Origin of the sequence: Pseudomonas sp. PS02290 (assembly GCF_029960075.1) — a bacterium.
Taxonomy (GTDB): domain Bacteria; phylum Pseudomonadota; class Gammaproteobacteria; order Pseudomonadales; family Pseudomonadaceae; genus Aquipseudomonas.
This window is the reverse complement of sequence record NZ_JASCOY010000235.1, coordinates 1-343: the sequence shown is the minus strand read 5'-3', so window position 1 is coordinate 343 and position 343 is coordinate 1. Positions and strand designations below refer to the sequence as shown.

The window sequence follows — 343 nt, the reverse complement described above, 5'->3', positions numbered from 1 at the left end:
CCTTTGAAACCGTCGTAGCTTGGGCGCCCGGACTGCTGATCTCATACCCTTGCCAACCGGGCAGGTCCAGATTGCTGGAGCCTTCGAGTCGCATCCACATCTTTTGCCCGACCGCGATAAATGGCCAGGCATCCACGGTGATATTGGCGTCGCCTTGCAGTGCCCCGACGTCCAGGGAGCCGCCTGTCGCCTGCGTAATTTGCGGAGTGGTCAACCTGTCCGCTGGGATTAACCCAACCGTCAATTTCAAAATGTCGGAGTCATATGGCTTGCCATCTCGTTCAACTTGGTAGCTGACATCAATCGTCTTGCCGAGAACCGCTCCAATCATCGTCGCCGGAAC

At 56.9% G+C, this 343-nt stretch carries 1 pseudogene; it reads right to left on the bottom strand.

The annotated features are described in order from the left end of the window. Positions 1-343 (bottom strand): annotated as a pseudogene (locus QMX88_RS29960) (hypothetical protein); the annotation flags it as partial.